Below are 6,009 nucleotides of genomic sequence, written 5' to 3'. Positions count from 1 at the left end.
AACCTGTGTTCTGCTTTCGCGGAACACAGGTTTTTTTGGTATTTAAAAGTAATCTTATGAACGGAACATCGTCGGATCATCTGGAACGTTCTCCAGGTAAGCGATCCGTCCGTTTTCATCGAGACGTGCGATATCTTTTCCGTCTTGTGTGAAGACACTACCGTCTGCCCGTTTTCCGCAAACTGCCCAGCGTGTTTCATACGTTCCGGGTGTTGTTTCTTCCCAGCCCGCATACATGTGCTTAATATCCTGATTCGCCGTGAACACATGACGGACGAACTGTTTCCAGGCGTCGATGCCGTGCTTTGGTTGTCCGTTCAGAACGAACGTGATGTCTGTCGTGAATAAGGAAACGAGATCCTCAAAAGCTTGTGCGTCCGTGCGTGACGCGTCGAATAAGTCGAAATAACGATTCAATACCATAGTAAAAACCTCTTTCTGTTCATTAAAGTGTCATCATCCGGTCTGTGATTAACGCATGCAACCGTTCTAAATGTTCCGGTGGACAGGAGGCGTCGATTGCTTGACGGATCGAGCCAATCGATTCGCGCTTCAACGTCGATTGCCACGCCTCTTCCGCTTCTGTCATCAGATTCGAGAGTAGACCGATTTCCTGTTCCTGAATTCCCATCAAATCCTCAAAGACACCGCTTGACACATACAACGTCTGCTTGCCCTCGATCGCTTGATAAATGTCAAAGATTTGAATTTCGTCTGCCGGACGTCGTAAGCGAAAGCCACCTTTGACACCCGGTACGGAATACAACAGATCCGCCTGGACGAGTTTTCGTAAGAGCTTTTGGAAATAAGTCGGCGAGGCACCAAGTTGCTGGCTGATGAATTCACCGGGCAACACAGCGCGATCCGGAAGGAAGGTCAAAAGCAACATCGCGTAGACGGATTGCTCGACCCCGGTTTTCATTTGCATGAGAAGTCCCCTTTCGTTAAACGTGGATAATGTATATCCATAATAGTTTCATTCGAAAGAATTGTCGAGTTTTATGCTCTCACAAAACCGTCACACCTTTTCGACAGCATCTGCATGGCATCCCCGTTCCGGATTCGGTATACTAAATGTACGATATGTGAAAATATTCACTAAAAGTCGTTCACACTTTGTGAAAGGACGTTTGTATATGAATCCATTAAAAGGAATCGTCCAGATTCCACGCAGTATTCTCATTCAATTCATCATTGCAGCTTTCCTAATGGGGGTTGCGGTCATCGGTCAATCGTACGGCATCGTGTTGACGGTCGATCGGATTTTCTTAAAAGAACAACCGTTTGAAGCCGTCATTCCGTTACTACTCGTCGTCCTCGGAATGCTGTTGCTCCGGGTCGCCGTGACGTATTGGAACGGTCGTCTCGGTACGACGTTATCGGCACACATGAAGCAGGCGCTTCGGGAAGCACTCGTCGCGAAATACACAGGTCGTTCGGTCGAGATGATGCTACAAGGGCAAGCGGGACAGAAGGTCAGTGTCTTGCTCGACGCTGTAGACGAGATGGACAGCTACTACAGTCAGTACTTGCCGAAAGTCGTCCAGACGACGATCGTTCCCTTGATGGTCTTGATCGCGGCATTCAGCTATGACTGGATCACTGGTCTCGTCATGATGATCACAGCACCGTTCATTCCGTTGTTCTACATCATCATCGGCATCATGACGCAAAAGCGGGCGGATGCTCAACTCGAGAAGATGACGGCATTCTCGGGAACGTTCCTTGATACGTTGCAAGGACTGACGACCTTGAAGTTATTTGGTCGTGCGAAACGACAACGTGACGTCATCGAAAAAAGTAGTCTTGATTTCCGGGATGCGACGTTAACGGTCTTGAAGCTCGCCTTCTTGTCGTCGTTGATGCTTGAGTTCATCTCGATGCTCAGCATGGGAATGATTGCACTTGAAGTCAGTCTGCGCTTGATTTTGTTCCAAAGCATTACCTTCATCCCGGCGTTCCTGATGCTCGTGTTGGCACCAGAATACTATCTTGCCTTAAAAGAGATGGGAGCTGCCTTCCATACGGGACGAGGTAGTGTCGCGGCAGCGAAACAGATCGCAGCCGAACTAACAGCAGACGATCGTCCTGTTGCCTTCGGTCAATCAGAACTTGCGATGAACCGTCCACCACGAATCGTCTTGGATGAAGTTGATTTTACGTATCAAGAAGGACGCTTTGCCTTACAAGACGTGACACTTGCGATTGAACCGTATCAAAAGGTGGCGTTGATCGGTCGCAGTGGTGCCGGTAAGTCGACTGTCTTACAGTTGATTGCCGGACTCGCGGATCCAAAAGAAGGACGGATTCTGCTTGACGGGATTAATCGCAGTCAGGTGGAGGAAGCGAGCTGGTTCCGTCAGTTGAGCTACATCTCGCAGCATCCGTATCTGTATGCCGGAACGCTGGCAGAAAACATCGCAATCGGTGAACTCCGTCAAGCGACGCCGGAAGAGATTTTTGAGGCGGCGCAGGCAGCAGGACTCGAGGAGTTGATTGCGACGTTACCTGAAGGGATTGACACAGTAATTGGAGAAGGTGGACGTGGTCTATCAGGCGGCGAGAAACAGCGCGTTGCGTTGGCACGAGCGTTCTTGAAACGACCGAACGTCATCGTCTTTGATGAACCGACGACAGGACTCGACGTCAAAACGGAGCGACTGCTTCAGCAAGCGATCGAACAGCTTGGACAAGCAGCGACAGTCATCACTGTCGCACACCGTCTGCATACGATCGAGCGCTCAGATCAAATCGTCGTCCTCGATGGTGGACGAATCGTCGATCGTGGCACGCACGATGAACTGCTTGGGCGTGATTCGGAATATGCGCGGATGCGTAGCGTCCAGAGAGGGGAGGAAACACGATGAAAGAACTACTAAGAGTCTTTCGGTTGATGGTGCATCAAAAACGCGATATCGCCTGGTCGATCTTCTTCGGTGTCCTCGCCGGAGTGACAGCGGTCGGGTTATTCGCAGCAAGTGGTTATCTGATTTCAAAGGCAGCCTTATTGCCACCGATCCAGACGCTTGCCGTCTTGATTGCGTTGCAAAAAATTTCGAGTCTGACGCGCGCCGTCAGTCGATATGCGGAACGTTATTATTCGCACCGGGCGACGTTTACGATCCTCAGTGATATCCGGACGTCGTTTTACCGTCGACTTGAGCCGCTCGCGCCAGGAATTTTCGGCAAATACCGGAGTGGGGATTTACTTGCCCGGATCGTCGGTGACGTCGAAAGTCTGCAAAATACGTTCTTACGTGTTCTCTATCCACCGATCGTCTTGTTGCTTGTCTTCTTCTGTACGATCTTTTTCGTCAGTTTCTTCTCGTGGACGATTGCCGGGATTCTATTGCTTGGTTTGATTCTGACCGGTTTCTTGATTCCGGGTTGGTTCGCGTACCGCGAACAACGTTTCGCACGTTCGGTTCGTGTCCGCCGTGGTGATCTGTCGACAGAAGTGACAGAGTTGTTCCAAGGCTATCGTGACTTAAAGATTTACCAGCAACTGGATCAAAAAGAACAGGACTTGAATGCCGTCGCAAAACGGTATGTCGAGGAAGAAAAACGGAATGGATTACACGCTGTCTCGAACCTGGCCTTGAATACGATGGTGACGCTGATCATCTCTTGGCTCGTTCTTGGTGTCGGTGCCTATCTCGTCGCGAGTGGACAACTCGAAGGGGTCTTCCTCGCTTTACTCGTCATGACATCGCTGACGGTCTTTGAGAATGCGGCACCGATGGCGATTTTACCAGGCTTCTTTGAAGATAGCCGTCATGCTGCAAAACGACTTGATGAAGTCGTGTCCGAGCAAGAAGAGCCAACTTATGACACGTTTGTTCTCGATCAGGCACCATCCTTTGAAACGAACGCGTTGACGTTCACGTTCCCTGATGCACCGCGTCCGGTCTTACGTGACGTCACCGTTTCGATTCCTGCCGGCAAGAAGACGGCGATCGTCGGGGCGAGTGGTTCCGGGAAATCCACGTTACTTCAATTGATGTTACGGATGTATCCGACAGACGGATTAACGATTGCTGGTCAAGAGAGTCAGACGGTTGATCCGGAAGGACTGTGGCAACACGCAAATGTCGTGCTGCAACAGAATCATTACTTTTATGGAACGCTTCGCGATAATCTATTGCTCGCGAACGAAGCAGCAACGGACGAGGCGATGCTTCAAGCGCTCGATGATGTTGGGTTAACGACGTTCGAATTAAACGATCGTGTATTTGAAAAAGGCGAGAACTTGTCTGGAGGAGAAAAACAACGCTTAGCGATTGCTCGTGTGCTCTTGCGAGAAGCCTCGCTTTACTTGCTTGACGAACCGACGTCTTCCGTTGATGCTTTGACGGAACAGATGATTCTCAATCGACTGTTCACGCGAGCAGAGGACGCGACACTTGTTCTCGTCAGTCACCGGTTAGCGGGTCTTGAAGCGATGGATCAAATCATCGTCATGGATCAAGGTCACGTTATCGAAGTCGGAACATATACCGAATTGATGGCGCGACAAGGAGCGTTCTATGAATTAAAACAAGTCGAACAGTCTGTGTTTGCTCCGATTGGCTAAAGATATAGGATTGGCGATGAACCAATGTGGTGCATCGCCTTTTTTAGTTTATAAGGGAGAGCCGAAAAAGACATGACAGTCCATCTCTGAAATGGTAAAGTCTAGAAAAAGTGTGGAGGGATTTCATGCATATCGAACAATCATCCATCGTCGTCGATCAGACAACCGTTTCATATGATCATTTTCAAATGGGATCCAAACAGGTCTGCTTCTTGATCTCGGGAGCATCTTATTTGTACGACCATCCTTACTTCTACTACAGCCGGATGGCACTACTAGCTCGAGACATCGATGTCATCTGTATTCACTATGTGACGGAAGAGCTCTTTTCGATGACAGACGCAGAATCGAATGTCTGCATGACGCGCCGGGTCGACGCTGTCGTCTCAGAAGTGCTTGCGACACATACATACGAAAACGTTCAGTTCATCGCAAAGTCGTTAGGAACGATTCCGCTAGCGGCATTGCTTGCTAAGCCGAATCTACAGACAGCACGCTTCGTCTTCTTAACACCCGTTCTTGAAGCCGAAGTAGTCGAACAAATCGCCACATCGTCGCAAGCTGGACTCCTTGTCATCGGAACAGCCGATAAGTTTTATGATGAAGCGGCACTTGAAACGTGTCGCACCTCACAACTGACGATTGATGTTATTGAAGGAGCGAATCATTCTCTGGATCAAGGATTCGAGATCGATCCATCGCTTGCAGTCCTTGGGCATATCGTTCGTCAAATCGAAGCCAGTTTGTTCGAACCACTACCCAAGTAACAAAAAATCCGTCCAGCAGAAAGCCTGCTAGACGGATTTTTTAGTATGGACGAAGTAAGGCACGGACGGGACTACCGTCGCCATCGACGAGCGGGAGTGGGACGGCGTTGAGGTGGTAATCACCAGGCGTGATCGCATCGAGAACGAGTCCTTCAAGGATATGGACTCCATGATGCGCTAGTGCGTGATGGGCTGCCATTTCCTTGCTATCAATCGCATCGACGCTTGGTAAGTCGAGACCAATCAGCGAAATCCCGAGTTCGCCGAGACGTTCAGCAAGACTTGGCGTCAAGACGGGAATCGTTTCTGGGAAAGTTGATTTGTCGATCCAACCATCCGTTTTGATGATCAAGCGCTGGACGTCATTTAGCTCAAAGCCATCTAAATCAGAAGCTGTGATTTCTGTACGACCTGGTAAGTAAATGACGCGCGCATGTCCGATGTAGAGATCCGGATCAAGGTCGATGATTTTTTGTCCGGCATCGTCAAAATGAAACGGCGCGTCGACATGAGTGCCAGTATGCAGACTCATCGTTACCTTTCCGACGTTAACGGAACCGGTGTCTTCCTTATTCCATGTCAATATTGCTTCAAACGGTGTATCCCCCGGCCACGTCGTGACGTGGCGATCAAGTGGTTGTGAAACATCAATCCATCGTGTCATTGCTG

Annotated in this window: 6 protein-coding genes; 3 read left to right on the top strand and 3 right to left on the bottom strand. The window is 49.6% G+C overall.

Going from position 1 to position 6,009, the window contains the following annotated elements; translation table 11 throughout:
* Window positions 1-54 precede the first annotated feature (54 nt).
* Together N179_RS09740 and N179_RS09735 are read right to left on the bottom strand one after the other, a co-directional pair.
* Complete coding sequence (locus tag N179_RS09740; protein WP_029343141.1) at window positions 55-423, bottom strand: nuclear transport factor 2 family protein; 369 nt, start codon at window positions 421-423, stop codon at window positions 55-57.
* 22 nt (window positions 424-445) lie between these two features.
* Complete coding sequence (locus N179_RS09735) at window positions 446-928, bottom strand: Rrf2 family transcriptional regulator (protein ID WP_075642796.1); 483 nt, start codon at window positions 926-928, stop codon at window positions 446-448.
* Between the two features lie 208 nt (window positions 929-1,136).
* Here N179_RS09735 and cydD point away from each other — a divergent pair, with 208 nt between their 5' ends.
* From cydD to N179_RS09720, 3 genes are all read left to right on the top strand, one after another.
* Window positions 1,137-2,867, top strand: a complete 1,731-nt coding sequence (gene cydD / locus N179_RS09730; protein ID WP_075642795.1) for a thiol reductant ABC exporter subunit CydD — start codon at window positions 1,137-1,139, stop codon at window positions 2,865-2,867.
* Window positions 2,864-4,573, top strand: a complete 1,710-nt coding sequence (gene cydC, locus N179_RS09725) for a thiol reductant ABC exporter subunit CydC (protein ID WP_075642794.1) — start codon at window positions 2,864-2,866, stop codon at window positions 4,571-4,573. The genes cydD and cydC overlap by 4 nt, the downstream gene beginning before the upstream one ends.
* A 125-nt stretch (window positions 4,574-4,698) precedes the next feature.
* On the top strand, window positions 4,699-5,340 hold the full coding sequence (locus N179_RS09720) for a hypothetical protein (RefSeq protein WP_075642793.1): 642 nt from the start codon (window positions 4,699-4,701) through the stop codon (window positions 5,338-5,340).
* A gap of 40 nt (window positions 5,341-5,380) precedes the next feature.
* Here N179_RS09720 and kynB read toward each other — a convergent pair whose 3' ends face one another.
* Window positions 5,381-6,004 carry an arylformamidase gene (gene kynB / locus N179_RS09715; RefSeq protein WP_075642792.1) on the bottom strand — a complete coding sequence of 208 codons (624 nt, stop codon included), beginning with the start codon at window positions 6,002-6,004 and terminating at the stop codon, window positions 5,381-5,383.
* Window positions 6,005-6,009 lie beyond the last annotated feature (5 nt).

The organism is Exiguobacterium indicum HHS 31, assembly GCF_001939065.1.
Taxonomy (GTDB): domain Bacteria; phylum Bacillota; class Bacilli; order Exiguobacteriales; family Exiguobacteriaceae; genus Exiguobacterium_A; species Exiguobacterium_A indicum.
The sequence above is the reverse complement of the archived record's forward strand: the minus strand, read 5'-3'. Positions and strand labels throughout refer to the sequence as shown.

Excerpts from the sequence above, each read along its gene's own strand:
- kynB (WP_075642792.1), bottom strand. The coding sequence starts at position 6,004 with ATGACACGATGGATTGATGTTTCACAACCACTTGATCGCCACGTCACG.
- cydC (WP_075642794.1), top strand. The coding sequence starts at position 2,864 with ATGAAAGAACTACTAAGAGTCTTTCGGTTGATGGTGCATCAAAAACGC.
- cydD (WP_075642795.1), top strand. The coding sequence starts at position 1,137 with ATGAATCCATTAAAAGGAATCGTCCAGATTCCACGCAGTATTCTCATT.
- N179_RS09720 (WP_075642793.1), top strand. The coding sequence starts at position 4,699 with ATGCATATCGAACAATCATCCATCGTCGTCGATCAGACAACCGTTTCA.
- N179_RS09740 (WP_029343141.1), bottom strand. The coding sequence starts at position 423 with ATGGTATTGAATCGTTATTTCGACTTATTCGACGCGTCACGCACGGAC.
- N179_RS09735 (WP_075642796.1), bottom strand. The coding sequence starts at position 928 with ATGCAAATGAAAACCGGGGTCGAGCAATCCGTCTACGCGATGTTGCTT.